The 18,616-nt window shown below is 58.5% G+C and carries 15 protein-coding genes and 2 pseudogenes; 8 read left to right on the top strand and 9 right to left on the bottom strand.

Annotation, left to right across the window (positions count from 1 at the left end; translation table 11 throughout):
- The first annotated feature begins 57 nt into the window (after nucleotides 1-57).
- The 6 genes from B0G81_RS43105 (at nucleotide 58) to B0G81_RS43080 (ending at nucleotide 6,327) form a co-directional block, all read left to right on the top strand.
- A complete protein-coding gene (locus B0G81_RS43105) occupies nucleotides 58-1,305 on the top strand; it encodes a site-specific integrase (protein WP_134144047.1) in 1,248 nt (415 codons plus the stop codon).
- A complete protein-coding gene (locus B0G81_RS43100) occupies nucleotides 1,302-2,240 on the top strand; it encodes a tyrosine-type recombinase/integrase (protein ID WP_134144046.1) in 939 nt (312 codons plus the stop codon). Before B0G81_RS43105 ends, B0G81_RS43100 begins: the two co-directional genes overlap by 4 nt.
- The gene (locus B0G81_RS43095; RefSeq protein ID WP_134144045.1) at nucleotides 2,237-3,058 is read left to right on the top strand and encodes a tyrosine-type recombinase/integrase; all 822 of its coding nucleotides are present in this window, start codon (nucleotides 2,237-2,239) and stop codon (nucleotides 3,056-3,058) included. The genes B0G81_RS43100 and B0G81_RS43095 overlap by 4 nt, the downstream gene beginning before the upstream one ends.
- 94 nt (nucleotides 3,059-3,152) lie before the next feature.
- Complete coding sequence (locus B0G81_RS43090; RefSeq protein ID WP_134144044.1) at nucleotides 3,153-4,391, top strand: site-specific integrase; 1,239 nt, start codon at nucleotides 3,153-3,155, stop codon at nucleotides 4,389-4,391.
- Nucleotides 4,388-5,332, top strand: a complete 945-nt coding sequence (locus tag B0G81_RS43085) for a tyrosine-type recombinase/integrase (protein WP_134144043.1) — start codon at nucleotides 4,388-4,390, stop codon at nucleotides 5,330-5,332. The genes B0G81_RS43090 and B0G81_RS43085 overlap by 4 nt, the downstream gene beginning before the upstream one ends.
- Nucleotides 5,329-6,327, top strand: coding sequence for a site-specific integrase (locus tag B0G81_RS43080; protein WP_134144042.1), 999 nt, complete (start codon nucleotides 5,329-5,331; stop codon nucleotides 6,325-6,327). The genes B0G81_RS43085 and B0G81_RS43080 overlap by 4 nt, the downstream gene beginning before the upstream one ends.
- Nucleotides 6,328-6,337: 10 nt before the next feature.
- On the opposite strand, the gene B0G81_RS43075 is transcribed toward B0G81_RS43080, so the two are convergent.
- The 9 genes and pseudogenes from B0G81_RS43075 to B0G81_RS43030 all read right to left on the bottom strand — a co-directional run bounded on the left by B0G81_RS43075 (nucleotide 6,338) and on the right by B0G81_RS43030 (nucleotide 16,422).
- On the bottom strand, nucleotides 6,338-7,216 hold the full coding sequence (locus tag B0G81_RS43075; protein ID WP_134144041.1) for a tyrosine-type recombinase/integrase: 879 nt from the start codon (nucleotides 7,214-7,216) through the stop codon (nucleotides 6,338-6,340).
- Nucleotides 7,213-8,121: a tyrosine-type recombinase/integrase gene (locus B0G81_RS43070; protein WP_116120079.1), complete on the bottom strand. Its 909-nt coding sequence runs from the start codon at nucleotides 8,119-8,121 to the stop codon at nucleotides 7,213-7,215. The genes B0G81_RS43075 and B0G81_RS43070 overlap by 4 nt, the downstream gene beginning before the upstream one ends.
- On the bottom strand, nucleotides 8,118-9,365 hold the full coding sequence (locus B0G81_RS43065; RefSeq protein WP_208328661.1) for a tyrosine-type recombinase/integrase: 1,248 nt from the start codon (nucleotides 9,363-9,365) through the stop codon (nucleotides 8,118-8,120). Before B0G81_RS43065 ends, B0G81_RS43070 begins: the two co-directional genes overlap by 4 nt.
- Nucleotides 9,366-9,524: 159 nt before the next feature.
- A complete protein-coding gene (locus tag B0G81_RS43060; protein WP_116146006.1) occupies nucleotides 9,525-10,331 on the bottom strand; it encodes an IS5 family transposase in 807 nt (268 codons plus the stop codon).
- 63 nt (nucleotides 10,332-10,394) lie between these two features.
- Nucleotides 10,395-10,574, bottom strand: a pseudogene (locus B0G81_RS43055) (transposase zinc-binding domain-containing protein); the annotation flags it as partial.
- A gap of 21 nt (nucleotides 10,575-10,595) precedes the next feature.
- Nucleotides 10,596-10,973 (bottom strand): annotated as a pseudogene (locus B0G81_RS43050) (tyrosine-type recombinase/integrase); the annotation flags it as partial.
- Between the two features lie 332 nt (nucleotides 10,974-11,305).
- Complete coding sequence (locus tag B0G81_RS43045) at nucleotides 11,306-13,006, bottom strand: hypothetical protein (RefSeq protein ID WP_134144039.1); 1,701 nt, start codon at nucleotides 13,004-13,006, stop codon at nucleotides 11,306-11,308.
- Between the two features lie 486 nt (nucleotides 13,007-13,492).
- Nucleotides 13,493-15,184, bottom strand: coding sequence for a DNA repair protein (locus B0G81_RS43040; RefSeq protein WP_208328660.1), 1,692 nt, complete (start codon nucleotides 15,182-15,184; stop codon nucleotides 13,493-13,495).
- Between the two features lie 953 nt (nucleotides 15,185-16,137).
- Nucleotides 16,138-16,422 carry a hypothetical protein gene (locus B0G81_RS43030; RefSeq protein ID WP_134144037.1) on the bottom strand — a complete coding sequence of 95 codons (285 nt, stop codon included), beginning with the start codon at nucleotides 16,420-16,422 and terminating at the stop codon, nucleotides 16,138-16,140.
- Between the two features lie 87 nt (nucleotides 16,423-16,509).
- Here B0G81_RS43030 and imuA point away from each other — a divergent pair, with 87 nt between their 5' ends.
- On the top strand, nucleotides 16,510-17,217 hold the full coding sequence (gene imuA, locus B0G81_RS43025) for a translesion DNA synthesis-associated protein ImuA (protein WP_243856941.1): 708 nt from the start codon (nucleotides 16,510-16,512) through the stop codon (nucleotides 17,215-17,217).
- Nucleotides 17,147-18,616, top strand: coding sequence for a DNA polymerase Y family protein (locus B0G81_RS43020; RefSeq protein WP_243856940.1), 1,470 nt, complete (start codon nucleotides 17,147-17,149; stop codon nucleotides 18,614-18,616). Before imuA ends, B0G81_RS43020 begins: the two co-directional genes overlap by 71 nt.

Genomic DNA, 18,616 nt, shown 5'->3' with positions numbered 1-18,616 from the left:
TGGTCGCTAGACATTGGCATTCTCCCTTGTAGGCACTTTGCCTGAAAGGAGAAGCTCGTGGAACATTCTTACGAGAGCGCGGACGCGCTGGTCCGCGCCGTCCGAAGCGGAACTGCGGAACCCCTTGTAGAGTTCGTTGGCTCGCTGATCAAGCAGCAATACGCGCTCAGCTACGTATGCCAACTGGCACAGCACGCACTTGCATTTGAACGCTGGTGCGAGGATCGTCGCATTTCCTTCCATGCCTTGAAGGACGACGACATCGCACGGTATCAGCGATTTCGCTCGCGACATCGATCGCGATGCTTCGAGACGCGACGCCGTGAACTGCACGCGTTAGAACTGTTGATAGACTACTTGCGTGACCGTGGAGTATGTCCGGCCGCGCCAGCACACGCTACTGCCGCTGACGTGGTTGTCGAGGAGTTCGTGCGGTCCTTACGGCGCGATCAGGGGTTAGCCGTTATGACCATCGAGTCCTACGCGAGGATGGCCCGCAAATTCCTGGTGTGGCGTTTCGGTCACGGAGATGTCTGTCTGCGTGACGTTCGCGCGGTCGACGCATACGCCTTCATTCAGAGCGAGGCAAAGCGCATGGGGCCACCTGCCCTTAAGACCGTTGTCACGGCATTGAGGTCTTTCCTTCGTTACGCGCAGTTCCGTGGAGAAGTCACGGCAGGGCTCGCCTTGAGCGTGCCCGCGGTGGCAGGCTGGACGAGTACGCCCCAAATCCCACGGGCCATCTCGGCCGAACACGCACAGCGCGCAGTTGACAGTTGCGACCGTCAGACTCCGGTGGGGCGACGCGATCGCGCCGTGCTGCTGATTCTGGCACGACTGGGGCTACGAGCCTGCGAGATCGTCAGGCTGACGCTGGACGACGTCGACTGGGACCACGCCCAATTGCGTGTGTGTGGAAAGGGCGGACGGGAGAGTTTCCTGCCATTGACCGCCGACGTGGGCGAGGCGCTCGCCGCCTATCTCAGGCATGGGCGTCCCACGAGTCCAGACCGGCATCTCTTCCTTCGATCCGTCGCGCCGATACGCGGGCTGATGGAAGGTTCTGACGGGATCGGCACGATTGTGCGCCACGCCCTCATTCGTGCCCAGGTCGACGCGCCGCACCACGGCTCTCACCAGTTCCGACATGCCCTGGCTGTCCGCATGTTACAGCTCGGCGCGTCGCTGCCTGAGATCGGACGGGTGCTTCGTCATCGTAGCCCGCAGTCCACCAGCCTTTATGCGAAGGTCGATCTCTGCAAACTCCGAACGTTAGCCATGGCCTGGCCAGGGGGTGTGCGATGAACACACTTCGCGAGGCACTCCAGGAGTACTTTGAACTGCGCCGCAGCCTGGGCTTCAAGATGCGCGATGCCGGTTTGCTGTTGCCCCGGTTCGTCAGTTTCATGGAGGCGCGGCAAGCCGAGCATATCAGCACCGGTCTCGCTCTCGAGTGGGCGCAACATCCGTCGGTGCAACCCGCAGAATGGGCCAGGCGCCTCTGTTTCGTGCGCGGCTTTGCCCGCCACCGCAGCGCCACCGACAGCCGTACGGAAATTCCGCCGGTCGGCCTCTTGCCCCATCGGTCTACTCGAGCCAGACCTTATTTATACACAGAAACAGAAGTACAGCGCTTGCTGGAAGCGGCATTGGTACTGCCGGTTGCCTGGCCGTCGACGCCGCTGCGGCCCTGGGTGTTCCATTGCCTGATCGGCTTGCTCAGCGTCACTGGCCTGCGTATTAGCGAAGCGCTTAACCTGGAGCTTGGTGACGTAGACCTTGAAGAGGCCGTGCTGATGATTCGCGGTACCAAGCTCGGTCGATCGCGCCTGGTTCCCATTCATCCGACAACCTGTGCCGTCATGGCTGACTACCTCAGGCGCCGCCAGCAGTTCCTCGGTCGCCAGGTCTCGTCCTATGTCTTCGTCACGAATCGCGGAACCCGACTCGACATGGGGCGCGTTCATCGGACGTTCTACGCGCTGTCGAGGCAAACGGGACTGCGTGCCGAAGGCGCAAGCAAGGGGCCGCGGCTACATGACTTCCGGCATCGCTTCGCCGTTGAAGTGCTGACACATTGGTATCAGTCCGGACAGGACGCATGGCGCCTGTTGCCGGTGTTGTCGACCTATCTTGGGCACATCTACGTGGCCGGCACATACTGGTATCTGAGCGGCTCGCCCGAATTGATGGCGCAAGCGATGGCTCGCCTGGAACGCCGTTGGGGAGAGTCACCATGACGAGGGAACCCAGCTTCGCCACCTTACTGGAGAAGTTCTTCATCCAGCGCCTGATGCACCAGCGTCAAGCCAGCGTTCACACAATTGCTTCGTACCGCGACACATTCCGGTTACTACTGGAGTTTGTACAGCGACGTCGGCATAAAGCGCCATCAACTCTTGCGCTGGAAGACATTGATGCGCCGCTGGTCATGGACTTCCTCGATGAACAGGAGCAGGTGCGTGGCGTCACGGCTCGAACGCGTAACCTGCGCCTGACTGCAGTGCACTCGTTCTTCCGGTACGTGGCCTTCGAGATGCCATCACACGCTGCGCACATCCAGCGAGTGCTGGCCATCCCGGCCAAACGGTTTAGCCGCGCATTGGTCCCCTTCCTGAGCCGGCAGGAGGTCGATGCATTGCTGGCCGCACCTGACCAACACACCTGGTCAGGTCGCCGCGATCACGCCCTGTTGTTGCTGGCGGTTCAGACGGGGTTACGCCTGTCTGAGCTGACCGGCCTTCGGCGCGAGGACCTCCACATTGGCGCTGGCGCACATGTCCGCGTGTTCGGTAAGGGGCGCAAAGAGCGTTGCACGCCGTTGAGCAAGAACACTCGTGCCGTCTTGGCCGCGTGGGTTCGGGAGCCGCCGCGGGCCGCGAATCAGCCGCTGTTCCCAAATGCACGTGGGGGCCGGCTGAGCGCACACGGCATGCACTACCTGCTTCGCAAGTATGTCGTGGCCGCAGCAGACAGATGCCCGTCGCTGACGAACAAGCGCGTGAGCCCGCATGTCTTGCGACACTATGTGCCCTTCCTGACTATGTCTTGTAGTTGAACAATAGCCCGCATTTCGTGTGCAAATGCGTGTTGTGAGATAGAGATAGTCTTGATTCCTTCCAGCAGCCCCGGCGTCCGGGAAGGAGTCCATCATGAAGTGCACGATTCGTGACCATATCGTTTTGTCTCGCTCTCCAGGGGGACCGATCGCGGCCCATATCGTCGCCTTTGCGAATTCGATAGCTGAGCAGGGGTATAGTGTGCAGTCACTGCGGTACAAGGTTCGGCTCGCTGCCTCTTTTAGCCGCTGGCTTGAACGAACAGGAATTGATTTGCGCAGCGTCTGCCCTGATCACGCAGTGCGATATTTGCGCTATCGTGCTCGGCGTGCACGACCTTGTCCTGGGGATCGTGCCGCGCTCAGACACCTCATTGACTTTCTGGATCGTGAGGGTTTGATTTCCAGGCAGAAGATACCGGCGCGACGACCTACCCCTGTCGAGTCCTGCGTACAAGAATACGAGGAGTACCTGCGCGAGGCACGCGCCCTGGCCGAAGCAACGATCGTCAACTACGTGCCGTTCATCAAGGATTTTCTCGAAGACTGCTTTGGCGGCGGTCGCGTCAGGCTCTCGCACTTGCGGGCGGGCGACGTAGTGAGATTCGTGCAACGTCAGGCGGCACGGCTGCATTTGAAGCGTGCCAAGCTCATGACCACTGCGCTGCGATCCTTTTTACGCTACGCCTGCTATCGGGGCGACATTACGCTCGATCTGGCCGCTGCCGTTCCGGTCGTGGCCAACTGGTCGATGCCGTCAATCCCCCGTGCGATTCCACCAGAACAGATACGGCAATTGCTGGCCAGTATCGACCGACGGACCGCCGTCGGTCGTCGTGATTACGCCATTGTGCTGTTGCTTGCGCGACTTGGGTTGCGTTCTGGAGAAGTGGCATATCTCAAACTTGAGGATATTGACTGGAACACCGGACATTTACGCGTGCGCGGCAAGAGTGGTCAGCATAACGGGCTGCCTTTACCCACCGATGTCGGCAAGGCGATTGCCGCATACCTTCAATACGGGCGACCGCATAGCACGAGTCGTCGTGTATTTTTGCGCGCAAAGGCGCCCGTCACTGGCTTCCGCGGCGCAAGTGGCGTGGGCTCTATCGTTCGGCATGCGCTCCAGCGCGCCAGCATTGATGCGCCAACCATGGGCGCACACCAGTTTCGTCATGGGCTGGCCAGCGAGATGCTGCGCCATGGCGCGTCACTCGGCGAGATAGGTGAACTGTTGGGACACCATCATCCGCAGACCACGACGATCTACACGAAGGTCGACATCAAGGCATTGCGTACACTGGCCGTTCCGTGGCCAGGAGGTGTGCGATGAACACGCTCCGGCAGGCCGTTCAGGAGTATCTCAGCCTGAGGAGAAGCCTGGGATTCAAGCTTGAAGAAGCCGGCAAGGTCTTGCCGGATTTCGTCGCGTTCATGGAACGGCACCGCGCTTCCTGCATCACCCAGGCATTGGCTCTCAGGTGGGCCCAGCAACCTTCAAACGTCCAACCTGCAAACTGGGCGCGACGCCTAAGTTTCGTGCGCCAGTTCGCACGTCATCGTAGCGCGACCGACCCACGCACGCAGATTCCTGCACCTGGCCTGCTGCCCTTCGCGCCGAAACGTGCCCGACCCTACCTGTACTCGGACGGCGAGATTCGCAGGTTACTCCATGCCGCGCTCCAAATACCTTGCCGCTTCCAGCGTGATGAACTGCAACCATGGACCTATCATTGCCTGTTTGGCTTGTTGAGCGTATCGGGCATGCGTCTGGGTGAAGCGCGCAATCTGGAGCTTCAGGACGTGGATCTGGCAGCGGCAGTATTGACCGTTCGCGGTGCCAAGTTTGGCAAGTCCAGACTCATCCCCCTGCATGTCTCGACCTGCAAAGTACTTGCCGACTACATTGCGCGCCGCGAACGCCATTGGGCGAATCGACGGGTGTCCTCCTATCTGTTCGTTTCCAACCAGGGGAATCGTCTGGACGGCGGCGAGATTCATCGCCACTTCTATGCGTTGTCCCGGCAGATAGGCTTGCGGGGTCCAGCGGACAGTCATGGCCCACGTCTGCACGACATGAGGCACGTGTTTGCAACAAATACGCTTGTACGCTGGTACCGTTCAGGACAGGATCCCGAGCGCCGCCTGCCCATCCTGTCAGCCTACCTCGGTCATGTCCACGTCGCCGATACCCAATGGTATCTGAGCGCGTCGCCGGAACTGATGCGCGAGGCTATGCGCCGACTCGAGCAGCGCTGGGAGAACCGGTCATGAACGCGTTACCCGCCTTTGCTCCGCTGCTGGAGAATTTCTTTACACAGCGCCTGATGCAGCAGCGCCAGGCGAGTCCTCACACGATCTGCTCCTACCGCGATACCTTCCGTCAATTTCTGAAGTTCGCGCAACAACGTCTGCACAAGCAGCCCGCACGTATGAATTTCGAGGAAATCGATGCCCCTTTGATCGTTGCATTTCTGGACGACCTGGAGAAGCGTCAGGGCTTGAGCGTTCGCAGCCGGAATCTGCGCCTCACAGCGATTCACTCCTTCTTTCGTTACGCGGCGCTCGAGACACCAGCGCATTCCGCGCAGATCCAGCGGGTACTCGCCATCCCCAGCAAGCGTTTTACCCGCACCCTGGTGCCGTTCCTGACACGTCCCGAAGTCGATGCCTTGCTCGCTGCGCCGGATCAGCGCACCTGGTCTGGCCGACGTGATCACGCCTTCATGCTGGTCGCCGTGCAGACAGGCCTGCGCCTCTCCGAGATGACCGGGCTCAAACGCGATGACCTGATTCTCGGAGTTGGCGCACACATGCGCGTGATCGGCAAGGGGCGAAAGGAACGCTGCACGCCCATCGCCAAATCTACACTCGCTGTATTGAAAGCGTGGCTGCGAGAACCGCAGCGCGGTGACGGTGATTTGCTGTTTCCCAGCGCAAGGGGAGAACGCCTCACTGTCCATGGCGTGCAGTATCTGCTAAACAAGCATCGCGAAATGGCGTCCGGAGTTTGCCCGTCGCTGAAGCAGAAACGGGTCACCGTTCACCGTTTGAGACACACGATGGCCATGGACCTTCTGCAAGCGGGCGTTCGTCGTTCTGTGATTGCGCTGTGGCTCGGACATGAATCGGTGGAAACCACGCAGATCTATGTCGAAGCGACACTCGCAATGAAGGAGGAAGCTCTTGCGAAGACATCTCCGCCCCGCGGCAGGCAAGGACGCTACCGGCCGGCAGACCAGCTTCTCGACTTCCTGAATAGCTTGTAGGACCGGAAAACTATGTCGGGTGAATGGCCGGGTACATCGCCGCCCAGCACACACTGCCAAGGTGATCAAGGAACCCATCCGTATGACCCGACATAGTCAGGAAGGGCACATAGTGCCTCAAGACGTGCGGTGATACCTGCTTCTTCGACAGCGAGGGGCACTTATGACTAGCCGTCGCAGTGTGGCATTTAAGGACATACGCGAAACCCCAACGGCTCATCGCTTCGCCCCGTGCATTAACGAACAGTTCCGGTACTGCGACACTTCCCCGTATCACCATCCAGGCACGCAACGCGTTAGCGGTCGTTTTCCACAGGGGCAACGCGCGCTCCCGCCGGCCCTTGCCGTGAACACGGATGCTCAACGACGGGAGGACAACATCGGCGGTATGCAATCCCGTCAGCTCCGATACACGCAGGCCGCCGCAGATGGCCAGATGCAGCATCGCCCGGTCCCGAATACCCTCGCGCGTTGACGGATCTGGCGCATCGAGCAGAGCCCGAACCTCATCCTCGAGCAGATATGGCACCAGACGGGAATCGGTTTTCTTATAGGGAATGCCCAGGATTCGTCGCGCTTGCTCAAGAATCGCGGGCTCGCGATACTCAAGGAAGTGGAAGAATGACCTGATTGCAGCCAGCCGGACATTACGCGTCTCAGGCGAATTGTGGCGCGCGTCTTCGAGATATTCCAGGAAGTCGCTGATCAGCCTCGCATCGAGCTGCTCCAGTGCTAGCGACGAGGGCGTCACCTTGAGTCGCCTGGCGGCGAACTCGAACAGAAGCTGGAAGGTGCAAGCATAGGAGTCGCAGGTGTGTTGGCTGGCGCCTCTCTCATGGGCAAGGTTTTGACGAAGGAATGCAACAATGTGCGGCGCGATCGGCATCATTTCTGTTCTCCGGTGAGAAACCCCTCTGCGGCGACAGCAATGTCGCGCAGGAGCGCGGGCGTGGCCTCGAGATACCAATAGGTGGCGTTGATGTTGACGTGTCCCATGTAGGTCGCAAGGGCCAACATGTGCCGCCCGACCCGGTCTCGGCCTTCCGGGCTTGCCTCCAGTGCCCTGACGGCGAACGTGTGTCTGAGCTCATGCAAGCGGGGACGGTGGCCGTTGTGGGTGGTGCCGATGCCGGCAAACTTCAGCAGCTTCTGGAACATCCAGTAAGTAACCGTGTATCTGAGCGCGTGACCGTCGTCATCAACGAACACATGGTCGTCACCCGGGCAGGCTCGTCGCCGCAGTGCTAAATACCTCTGCAAACCCGCCACCGCTGTCTCGTGCAGTGGAACTAGACGGGTCTTCTGGAATTTGCTCTTTCGAATCAGCAGTCCTTCGGAAGTCATGTCGGCAAGGCGCAGGTTCAGGGCCTCCGAGATCCGCATGCCCGTGGCTAGCAGCAGGGCAATTAATGTCGCATACGTTTGTGGTTGCAACGTGCCCCGAGGGCCCGATTGCAAGGCTGTGTTTATCAAGCGCTCAATGTCAGCGCAGGTGTAGATGAACGGAACGCGACGCGTCTTTCGGTAACCAAAGTGGCGGGCGGGTGGTAGTTCATGGTTTTGATCCTCCATACGCATGTACCGGGCGAACCGACACACGGTCTTTAGCCTTGCGTCACGCTGGGCCACCGACGCAGCCTCGCCGGCCCAGTCGATTGCTGTCTGCGTGCAAACGTGCATTTCACCGCGTTTGACAGCAAAGCACGCGAAACTGCGCAACAGGTAGTCTGCGTTCAGCAGTTTGAATCCGGCGGCACGCCGCGCGGCAAGATAGGACTCCACGGCCGGCATCATTTCGCCACCTCCGGCCATGGCCGAGCGATTTGGCTGAGCAGCGCTACGTCGACCTTGGCGTAATACGCCGTGGTATCAATGCCGCGATGCCTCAGGATCAGGCCAACCTGGTCGAGGGGAAGCCCGTGGCGCAACATCTCAGTCGCCGCCGTGTGGCGCAGCAGATGTGCACCTTTGGCGGGCGAACTCACCCCGGCCCGTTTTAGTGCGCGCTTCACTATCGAAGATATGCCGTCGCTTGAGATATGCGGCTTGACGGGTGCGATGTTTCTAACAAAGACATGGTCGCTGCCGGCAACCCGAGGTCGCGATTCGAGATACCGCAGAAGTGCCTCGCCAGCATCCTGCGGCAGCGGAAGGCGAACTTCATAGCGCCCCTTTCCCAAGACACGTAGCGTCCCGGAGTCCCACTCCATATCGCTCAAGCGAAGGTTCGCCAGGTCACCTGCGCGAACCCCAAGTCGCACAAGCAGGAGGACGATCGCACGATCGCGAAGACGCCTGCGTGAATCGTCATCGCATGCGGCGATCAGGCGGTCAACTTCGTCAGCGCTCAGACACCTTGGCAGTGACGCCAGGCGCCAATGCGCCAGCGACGGAACCGCCTGATCGAGACCCGGCCGACACAGATCGTGAACCCCGAGGTAGCGTAAGAAGGCTCGCGCGCTAGTGACCCGCTTTTCAGCGGTACCAGCACCACAACTGCAGGCACTGTTCAGCAGGAACGTACGTATCTGCTTCGGATCCCACTGGCTGGCGTCATCGCCAAGCACTTTCAGCATCACTGCGGCATCACGACAGTAGAGCCGAATGGTTGGATCCTTCGCACCCCGGTGCTTTTGCAACCATCGCCGGAAACCACCTACGATTGCCGGTTCCCGAATCTCTGCAATCGAAGGCTTGTCGTCCGGGCAGACGCCGATCTCGATCAGGTATTCGCGAAAGCGTTTGGCGCCGAAATAGACGTGGTGGCCGGTCCTGCCACCTTTTACTTCCGGGCAAGTGCAAGTTGGCAGATGACGAAAGAAGGTTTCCGGGGTTTGTGGACCAGTATCGGCCAGGGTACCGCCGTGTGCCAGCATGAAGCGACCAAGATGGTCGGCAGCTCGCAGGTAACGTATGGCACTGGCCGCGGAATATCCGTCTCGTTCAAGCGCGTCAGCAAAGTCGTCAATGAAGACTCCGCTGGGTCCCGAGCGCAGGCGTTTCAAGGTTTTGGGTGCTACCAGGTAGGTGTCCAGCATCACATCCTCCTATGAGGGTTGCCTGGGAAGGCCCAACCACCATAGCAAAGGAGGACCGCGATTTTATGGGGTGTTAAATGGCGACCGGCCAGATACAAAACCAGATACGCCCGGTAGGTTTCGCGCCGAACCTGATCTGCAACTCCCCGTTAGAGGGTGTTAGGCACTTTTGTTAAGGGCTGCAAAGTGGACAAGCATAAGCACGGAGAATACGACGAAGTGCAAACCAGCCAAGGTTTCGGGCAATCGCTCGTAGTCTCTGGCCAGCCGGCGGAAGCGGTTGAGCCAGCCGAAGCTGCGCTCGACCACCCAGCGGCGCGGCAACAGCACGAAGCCCTTTTTCGCCTCCGACAGCTTGATTACCTGAAGCTCGATTCCTTCGTCGAGTGCTGCCTGCGCAGGCTCTTCGCCGGTATATCCCTGATCGGCGAACGCCACCTTGACCGTCTGGCCCGTGGCCTGCTGAACCTGACGCGCCAGTTCTCCGACCTGCGCACGTTCCTGTTCGTTGGCCGGCGTAACATGCACAGCAAGCAATTGCCCCAACGTATCAACCGCCATGTGGACCTTGCTGCCACGTTTGCGTTTGTAGCCGTCGTAACCGGCGCGAGGTCCACTCTCGCAGGTCGACTGCAGGGTCCGCCCATCGAGAATGACCGCGCTGGGTTGACCACGACGCTCCTGGGCGATCCGGATGATCGAACGCAGGTCATTCACCATGGCCTCGAAACAGCCGGCCTGAATCCAGCGTTGCGTCTGCTGGTAGACCAGTTCCCACGGTGGAAAGTCATTGGGCAACAAACGCCACGGTGCACCCGCGCGTACGATCCAGCGAAGCGCGTTGAACATCTCACGCAGTTCGTAGCGGCGCTGCGGTGCGTCCTTGTTCATCAAGGTCAGGTACGGAGCGGCGAAGTACCACTCTTCATCCGATACATCCGTTGGGTAAGGCCTGCGTTTTTTCATCCCACCAGGATACCAGGTCCGACAAAAAGTGCCTAACACCCTCTAGACAGAACTTCCCATAATGCATGAGTTGAAGGACACCTCTGAGCTTGCGCAGCCTGAACAGCGCAGCACATGTCCGCCCAGTGCCGCCGTGCGGCACCGTTCGATGGCCGACATGACCTTCAGCTGCCCCAGGCTCAGGTGTGCGCTGGCTCGCCACACTGGCCCGTGGCTGCGGAAGATGTCCGCAACCTCCAGCATGAGGCGCTGCAGCGCGCGGGCCTACTCGGAGGGCAGACGGTCCAGCGGACTGGTGACCTCGCGCAGCAGGTCGGTGGCCACCTGGACGTAGAGCGCGGTGTTCTCGAGCTTGGCATGGCCGAGCAGCACCTGGATCACGCGGATGTCTACCTTCTGTTCAAGGAGGTGTGTCGCGAAGCTGTGCCTCAGCGTGTGCATGGATACACGTTTGTCGATGTGCGCAGCCTCGGCGGCGGCATGAATGGCGCGGTTCAGTTGCCGCGTGCTCAACTGATCGAGCGGATCGAGCCCGGGAAACAGCCACCCACCATCGGGCATCTTGCCCTGCGCACGGGCCACGCGCCACCACACACGCAGACGCTCGAGCAGCACCGGCGAGAGCATGGCGTAGATGTCCTGCGTCTTGGGGGCAAGCTGGCGCATGCGCATGTCGTCGATCATGCGCTGGCGCAATGGGCTGACGTTTGCTGGTAAGGAGGTCATGATTCGGCTCCTGCTGAAGAACGAGGCGGATTGCCTCATTCGCCAACATAAAGCCGCGTGACCGGCCTCTCCCTCACCTCCAGCGTCAGACCGTAGCCCCTACCGCGCGAGCGGTTTAGTCCTGCGGCCAATAAGCGTCGCTCGCGCGACACTGAAAGCCGCTGTTCCTATGACCGATGTACCCTGGAAGCAGCCGGACATAGGACAGGCGTCTTACGGCGTGTTTAGATCGGCGCTTGCAAGCTGGCTTACGGAAACGCCTCAGAGTTTGCCCGGAGCATCTCGACTATGAATTCGGCGGCGATCTTGGCCGCGATCTCCTGATATTCATCCTTCTGTGTCTCCGAGTCTTTGTTCCCATCGGCCCAATCGCAAACGGCCTTTACCAGCAGCCAATGGACGTTTGCAAGCTGACTCGCAGCATATAGTCCTGCGCCCTCCATCTCGCCACCTATGGCTTCTGGGGCAACTTTTACTAGCTGGTCTCGATAGTCTCGGTTGTCGATTAATTTTTCGCCACTTAGGACGAGTCCTTTTCTGATCTTTGCACTGCTTTGACACCAAGTTATCTCGGCATGTGATACCCAGTTCAAAAGCATCCCTGACGCGGTTACCTTATCGCCACGAAGCGTGATCGATCCATCTGCGTTGACTCGTTGCAGGTCGTAAGTTTGGATCTGCTTTGCCACCAGAATTGTGCCAATAGGCTGCTTTTCTGGCTTAACACCGAATGCAATGCCAACCATCAGAACGGCTTGCGGTTTCACGGCTTCGATGCTGCGCCGAATGGACTCTTGCGAGCCGTCAATGCCGCCTGAGCCCATGCCAGAAATTTGATGGAAAACCTCGAAATCTCCGACTCTTCCAAAGTTCTGATACGAGAAGCCATTGATTTTCTTCAGCGTAGGCTCACGACCGATCGAACGGAGCGCATTATGCAGCGCTCGAGTTTCAGGAGGCGTGACGGTAAAAAGAAGTACCCGAATCGGCTCGGGCTGTGATGAGGTAGACATTGGTAGCGCCTGAGACGTTTGCGAGGACTCGCTGGGCAGTGACCTCTTGCCGAGCCAAATTGACAACGAAAATTCTATGACGAATAAAGACCAGACTCTGCTTCCTGAGACGCTCGAGGTGACCGTTTCTCTCGGGTAAAGAATCGCCGCTCTTTCGTCATCTGTTATCGCAGCGCCCGAGCGTAACTTGAGCCGGAGCACCGCAGCAAGTTGGAGCATGGCGGTCGCGCTTTCGAATCTGGCAAGACTTGCACGCGCAGCAGACGCGCTTGTGTTGCGAGGTACAAAGGCTGAGATACCTTGTTTGTCGACCAATAGTCGAGTCAAGTCGAGTTGATGAGGCTCATTCTTCTCTACGACTGAATCGACGATCTCTTGGCTAACTTCGGCGTGTCCGGTAACGAGACTCACGAGTTGCGCGAGCCACTCTGTCTCAACTGCCTCCATCGCCTTGATGTGTATTGCGGGAAGGACTTGTGGCTCTCTTCGAAGAGAAGCATCCCCCTTCTTCACCAAAGCTAGAGCTGAAATCTTTCTCGTGAGAGACCAAAGCGCCTTGTGTTTCTTAAGATCCGAGATCTGCGCCAAGTCAGCGATTGTGCCTCGAAAGATGACGGGATCTAACCGAACGGTTACGCAGAGAATAGGACCGTGGCACTGGAGCGCGAAGTTCACGCGTAGACCATCTGCCGTCCGGTACGGAAAGCGATGCCCCTCAATGCCGAACTCCGCCTTCACCACTCCAAGAGCTTTATGGAGCAAGTCCGTAGGCGACAGTACGACGGGAGGCGTCTCTAATTGGAAATCTCCACCCAACGAGCGCGCAAAGGTTTTCCCACCCGATAGGTTGAAGAATTTGCTGTCGCTAGTAGTAGGATCAAAGTCGCTGTTGAAGGGTAATAACACCTTCCAGCGCAGATGTACGAGATAGCTCATAATCCTCGTGGGTTGACAGGAGGGGGATCGAACCCCTGTTCTCCAAGATCCCAGACCCCGGACTCTACCTTTAGACCTGTCAACTGGAAGCCGACACTATATCTGCATTTCCCCAGCTATGCCATTCATCGACGACTACTTAAAATTAGTACATTTTGGTCTCGCGAATTGAGAACGACGCTCGCACATTTGCAATCGCGACCGCGGCGCGAAAATCGACACGCTAACGTTGGGCGTCAGCGATACGTCGATTGGGACGATGGTCGCATGCGGAGGGTAGCTTTGCGGATTCAAACACGGCCGCTGGGATGACGATTCACGCAACGGCGGTTCAGGGTCGCGTGCTGCCGCTCGTGGCAAGGCTCCTGCCGATCGTACGGCGAGCGGCAAGATTCGGCTGGGACGTTCGAATGCCGGCTCCGCTCAGGAAACGGACCTTGTCCGAGGACGGCTCAGTCGCGCTGTTTTCTGCTCCGATAGACTGAATTAGTCGCCTGCGACCCTAACTCCGAGAGTTCGCCAAAAAGTGGGGTGAATTGCTACGACAGAGTTGCCATCGAGCGAACCAGGGCTCGGAACTTCATTACTGTGGAAGGACCAAAAGGTTCCAGACGTTGAATCGGGCTTTAGGCCTATCAATCCTACAACGTAGAAAACTGGTAGAATCGCTCGAAGAAAATCGAGCAGCGTACCATTCCCGCTTAAAACTAAATTCGTCGCCGCCGCGAAGACACGGTCACCACTTTCCAAATCGTGTGCAAAATCGGTGTAATAGAGTTGTTCTACCGAGGTCCGATCGATACTTGATACCTTGAAAGTACTTTTTCTATGAAGTAGCAATTTAGAATAACGAGTCAAGTTGGGAAAGGTCGCACCCCATTCCTCTTGCAATGAAATTAGCCGTTTCCTAGAGTATTCACCCTCGGCTGCGGAGACGATTTGCGCTGTTAGCCTATTTTTACCTTCCGCTTGTTCCAGACAGGCATTCAAAAACAAAATAGCATCCCGGGGCCTGTAGAAGGTTCTTTCAACAAGGTAGTCGACAAATGTGGTGCGACCAACCCTTGCCGGAAACAGGTCGTCCACACTAATCCGGATTTTAGTGTATCGCTGACTGATAAGCTTTGCGACTCTCCGATTCAAGAGATCTTCGATCTGTTGCTTTGTCCATCGGAGCTTTAAGTAAAGCGATTCGTATTTTTCTTCTTGGAACCCCGCATCCCTTGTCGCTTCGATCACTCTATTGAGGAGATCCAAGCGGATCGAAATTACAATTTTAACGTATTTTACTTTGCGAAATGACCGCACGGTCTCAATGAGCGCTCTAATCAGCTTATAACGCAAGGGCTCTGCAACCCACGAGTCATCGAGATCATCTATAGTAAGAAAGTAAGTATCTTGAGGGTCGTTAAAAATATCATCGGATAGTAACCGAATAACGTCAGCGAGCGCCTTGATTTGGATTTCGTTTACCACTTTGGTTCCGCGCTGAATAACCTCCTGCTTTTGTTCTTCAGTCAGTTTCTTCCCGCCACTTGCGTCCAGCTTAACACCGTTGAAACCCACACCGACTGATGCTTTTAGATCCGTCTCGACCTTTGTCGTGAGTTCTTTAACGCGATACTCCGTTTCGTCCCAAAAACGCTCCCCCCATTCTCTTAGATAGGCAATTGCTTGCTCTTTTGACCGATCTTTCTTGGGGCCACCAAACAGATTCGAAAGGAAAGATTGTTTTTGCACCTCATTGTCTATTTTGAACTTATATTTTAGCAACTCCACAGTAATGACGTGGCGCCATAGCAGCTGATAAAATACATCCAGACTGACGCCCGCCGTTTCGAAGAAATTTATAATATCGGAATTGGCAATATAACTGAGCGACAAATTCTGTGGTGGTATTTCGATAACGTTGCCTTCGACTTCCTTGAGCCGTCTGATGAGCGCGCTTTTGCCGGAACCAGTCCTCCCTACGATTACTCGCTTAGGGTCGTCGCAATCCCGCAACGCATCCAAATCGCCGGTGTCGACAAAGCACTCAGACAGGAAGCGGTCATCTGTCTCGGCGTCAGCGGTGCCTACTGTGTCATTGCGCCGAAACCGAAATTCTGCCCCGTGCTCGAAATCTCTCATTTTCTTAAATTTTGGTTGTTTAACAATTTTATTGCGATTGCGGCGCACCGGTCAAAAGGTCTGTTTGCTGCGCACGGAAGAAAGTACATCAAAAGGCTTTGCCGAAGCAAGTCGGGGCAAGACGGACCATGGCAATCCTTCGCCCATTCGCAATCGATGCCCAATTTAGAAGTTGTCACCTTCCAAGCCCGTAGTTCGCGTGTGAAGCGGGCAATCGACGTCGAGGTACGAAAGGCTGGTGCACCTCGGAAGCCGCCGTTCACGTCGCGGCAGATCCAACGGCTGGAGAGGGTCGGGAGTGTGAGTTCGCTGAGTGGAAAGCTGCCGTAGGATTGTTCGATGCCGCCACCGTCAGCAGTCCTCCACATTGCCGACGTAGAACCCAAGCCACGCCAATGTCGGCAAAGGCCGATGAAGCAACATCCGTCCTCGCGAATTGAATGAGCGCTTGCTGGATGCATACGACGTCCGAACGTCTGAGCAACGGTGCGGGCGCATGACGCTTCATGGGCCCCGCTGAGACAGATGATGACGGACGGAGCTCGCCCCTCTTCTGCCGTTCGTGACCGACTACGTGAAGGATTTATTCTTCTCGATCAGAGAGGGGCCTTCCTGGACGGACTTTTTCTAATGGACTACCTCGACCAGCGCTCCCCCGTCGTGCACGCGGAGCACATTTCCTTCGGGCGTCATTATTCGGGGAAGGTCTGTCGCGCGCGGCGTCGCAGTTTTGCCAGGCCCATTCCCCACGCGTTTGTTCGGCAAGGACTTCGTTACCGGGTCTGCGACCCGGCGCGGTGAAGCTTTCGATACGTGATGTGAGAGCACCGCAATCTTGCCTGGTCTCGGCTTGCCCTTCCCGGACGGCTGCAGCCTCGCTTCAGGAGGATTCCAGATTTCAACGTAGTGTTCGCCTGCGACTACAGTCGAAGCAACAGCAAGCAGCATTGCGCCCGCCCACAAAGATCGAAACATATCGACTCCGTATGACTTCATGTCGCTCACGCCCGGCACGATTTCGCGGTGCCGACACATGAACCGTCGCAGCCAGCGCAGTAGTGACGGTCTCGCACCGCCCCGTCAACACGCCAGACGTTGGCTTGCGTTGGCGCAGGGGTGCCAATAGTGCGGCCATTTTCGCACGCGTAAAACGTCGGTTCTCCCGCCCTGCTGCGGCGGATGGCTTCATCGATTTCCGGCTCGCCGAACGCTGCTTTCATCCTGGCAACAAACGCCGCAATTTCCGGCATGGGATGGCCGACAGTCTTGCGAACGCGTATGTCCATCTGGGCGCCTCCGAAAAAAATGCCTGTTCGTCGCTACGGATTTCCGTGTAGGATACTGTACATATATACAGGTATTTGCGCAATCCAATGACCGTCCCATCACCCGTCCCGGAAGCCATACACCCGTCCCTGTGGCGGGCGTCGCAGCTTGCGCGCGGCCGGGGCAGGACGGTCGATACTGGCTACCCGGCCCTTTCAGCCGAGCTGCCCGGCGGCGGATGGCCGATCGGTGCGCTCATTGACCTGCTGATCCAGCAGGCCGGCGTGGGAGAGATGCGGTTGCTTCGGCCTGCGCTCAGCACACTTGGCAAACGGCCAGTTGCGATGGTTCAGCCACCGCACGTTCCGAACGGCCCCGGTCTTGAGTACATCGGTCTTTCCCCAGAACAGCTGCTGCAGATCCGCGCCGCGAAGACGGCCGATGCTTTGTGGTCAGCCGAGCAGATTCTGCGTGCCGGAAGCTGCGGCGCACTCCTGTTCTGGACGCAGTACGTCCAGACGTCTTCACTGCGGCGGCTTCATCTGGCCGCCCAGTCTTCGGAAACGCTTTTTTTCATGGTTCGCCCATTGGCGGCCGCGCAGGATGCGTCCCCCGCCGTTTTACGACTGGCGCTAAGGCCAGAGCGCGACGGCCTGACCGTCGATATTGCAAAGCGACGAGGTCCAGCACGCGCAGACCCTCTGTCCATTCCTCTTCAACCAACCCCTGTTCTGTTTTCGCACCATGCGCGTATTTCTCGCCGTCCACTTGCCCCGGTTGCAGCTCGAGGTCTTCCGGCCACGGTGGCTGCCTGAACCTGCGCACGGCTGCGTGGTCCTGGATCGCGACAAGGTGCTCATTGCCGACGGGGTTGCGAGGTCAGCGGGCGTACGGGTCGGCATGAAACGCGGCGGAGTGCTGACGCTCGCGCCGGAAGTGGCGATGCACGAGCGCGACCCCAGCCGGGAATATGCGGCACAACGCGAGGTCGCTGTTGCGCTCATGCAATTTTCGCCAGATGTCGCCCTGCTCGACGAGGCTGTCGTGGTTGTCGACATCGGCGCGAGCCTGCGTCTGTTCGGCGGTCTGCTTGCGGTGTGCCGCCACGCCAAAGCGATTCTCGAAGCGATCGGGCTGACCGCACGCATCAGCGCGGCACCGACCGGGCAAGGTGCATGGTTGCTCGCGAAGCACCGCAACCGGCGCGTCCTCAAGATCGACTCGCTTGAGCGGCAACTATCCGCATTGTCATTTCTGTCAGTGCCGGAAATACGGCCGTTTGCGGACTGGTTCACGGGACTTGGCTGCGAAACGATTGCCGACGTGCGACGGCTTCCGCGTGCCGGACTGCAACGCCGTTGCGGCGAGCACCTTCTTGATTCGCTGGACCGGGCTTTCGGCACAGCACCTGAACTCTTTGACTGGCTGGAACTGCCGCCGACGTTCTCCGCACGCATTGAAATGCCCGACCGCATCGAACATGCGGAAGCGGCGCTCTTCGGTGCGCATCGGCTCATCGCGCAGCTATGTGGCTGGCTGTGCGCAAAACAGCTGGCGCTGACAGGCGCAACCCTCCTGCTGGAGCACGAGCGCGGCAGACAGGCGATTGAGCCGACGCCAATCGAAATCGCGCTGGGCGAGCCGACCTGGCGCGAGGACCATCTTGTCCGGCTCATCAGGGAGCGCCTTGGACGGATCGAACTGACCGCGCCAGTCATTGCGCTGCGGCTCGATGCGGCCAGTGTGCAACCTGCGGCGCCCGCATCGGACACGCTGTTTCCAGAACCTGGCGGCTCAGCTGAGGATCACGCCCGTCTGGTCGAATTGCTGGTTGCACGGCTCGGTGAAGGGAACGTACTCCGGCCAGCGCCAACCGCAGATTACCGGCCGGAGATTGCCAATCGGTGGGTACCTGTCGCCAGCGCATCGAAAGGCACGGTGCCGCCTGAAGGGCTTGCGCGACCCACATGGCTTCTGGAAAAACCGGTGCGTCTGCTTATGCGCAAACACCGGCCGTTTTACGGCTCGCCACTGCGCATGGTGTCGCCGGGCGAACGCATCGAGGCCGGGTGGTTTGATGGCGAACTGGTGACCCGGGACTACTTCGTCGCCCAGGGCGAAGACCAGAGCTGCGTCTGGATATACCGCGAGCGCGTTAGTAGCCGGGACGCTGAAGAAGACCAGCGGTGGTTCCTGCATGGCCTGTTCGGATGA

This window comes from Paraburkholderia sp. BL6665CI2N2 (assembly GCF_004366535.1).
Lineage (GTDB): Bacteria > Pseudomonadota > Gammaproteobacteria > Burkholderiales > Burkholderiaceae > Paraburkholderia.
The sequence above is the reverse complement of the archived record's forward strand: the minus strand, read 5'-3'. Positions and strand labels throughout refer to the sequence as shown.